Origin of the sequence: Pantoea stewartii subsp. stewartii, from assembly GCF_008801695.1 — a bacterium.
GTDB classification, from domain to species: Bacteria; Pseudomonadota; Gammaproteobacteria; order Enterobacterales; family Enterobacteriaceae; genus Pantoea; species Pantoea stewartii.
This window is the reverse complement of the sequence record NZ_VZPF01000195.1, coordinates 1-1,280: the sequence shown is the minus strand read 5'-3', so window position 1 is coordinate 1,280 and position 1,280 is coordinate 1. Positions and strand designations below refer to the sequence as shown.

The window sequence follows — 1,280 nt, the reverse complement described above, 5'->3', positions numbered from 1 at the left end:
CAGAATCTGCCTGGCGGCTGTAGCGCGGTGGTCCCACCTGACCCCATGCCGAACTCAGAAGTGAAACGCCGTAGCGCCGATGGTAGTGTGGGGTCTCCCCATGCGAGAGTAGGGAACTGCCAGGCATCAATCAGGTGAAGAAGCCCCGTACGGAAGTACGGGGCTTTTTTACGTCCGTCGTCCGGGGAGGGCGGGGGCTGCCGGGCCTCTGCGGGCTTCACAGATCTCTGTTGCTGCCTGACCGGGCGCGCGAAACCATCATGCCGGAACCCTCCGTCGACTGTCAGCCCATTCTCATTCCGTTTATAGCAACGCGATGAGACGATGGCTTATGACGTATTTCCGCCTCCTTTCCTGAATATAAATAATGTCGTGAAACAGGGTAAGCCTGCCATCATCCCGACGTTATGACATCCGATCTCTTTCAATATCAAAACCAGTAAATCAAACGAACGCGTCACCCCTGCCGTGATCCAAGAAACGGATATGTCTGTGCTTAACGTGACTTTTGGGCGCATTCGTTTTACTGGAAGAAAAGATGTGACGTACAGGGGCTAAATACTGGCGATTTAATTACGTGTTAATGCAGGGAAATATACGTCGGCACGGTAAGATATGAATAAAAAGTTTGAAAAGCCGGTAATTAAAGCGCCGGGAGGCGTTTTAAACCGGCTTTTTATTTCACTTACTGACATTATTTATATAATTCAGCGGTGACGTGTGCGTAGTTATTCGTGTCAGCACTAATCACTTTAAAATGCTCGCCCTGCTGTTTAGCCTGTCTGGCGATTTTAGAAACCGCGCCATCCAGCGTTAACGAGGTGGCAGAGACCGTTTCTGCGGCGAAACAACCAAAAGACATCAGTGTCAATGCTACAGCCGCAGCGGCTGATGATACTTTATTGATTTTCATAACATTACCCCTTGATTCCGGTTGATGAAGGAGTCTGTCTGGCTCCGTTAAAATCAAATTAGCAAAAGGAACGCGATCTAAAATTAACGTCGTGTGCTCTAATTAATATCAAGCTGATAAGATTAATTGCAGTGTGTAAAAGTGAATATCATCAGGTTAACTGTGTAGGGATTTAATACGGAAATAACATATTTCAACAATCGGGACGTTATTTTGAACTGACATTTTCAGGCCCAGATCGGCTTTGTTGAATAAATCGAACTTTTGCTGAGTTGCAGGATCAGATCACGCATAATCCTGATAATGCAGGCAGTTCCGTGGCTAAGCAGAAATTCAAAATCACCAACTGGTGCAACTACAACAAGGC

Annotated in this window: 1 protein-coding gene and 1 rRNA gene; one reads left to right on the top strand and one right to left on the bottom strand. The window is 46.9% G+C overall.

Annotation, left to right across the window (positions count from 1 at the left end):
• The first annotated feature begins 9 nt into the window (after positions 1-9).
• Positions 10-125, top strand: a 5S ribosomal RNA gene (rrf, locus tag F7Q90_RS25650).
• A gap of 569 nt (positions 126-694) precedes the next feature.
• On the opposite strand, the gene F7Q90_RS25645 is transcribed toward rrf, so the two are convergent.
• Complete coding sequence (locus F7Q90_RS25645) at positions 695-913, bottom strand: YdgH/BhsA/McbA-like domain containing protein (protein WP_006122329.1); 219 nt, start codon at positions 911-913, stop codon at positions 695-697.
• Between the last annotated feature and the right edge of the window lie 367 nt (positions 914-1,280).

Bases quoted from the DNA above. Each gene is read 5' to 3' on its own strand.
- F7Q90_RS25645 (WP_006122329.1), bottom strand. From the start codon at position 913: ATGAAAATCAATAAAGTATCATCAGCCGCTGCGGCTGTAGCATTGACA.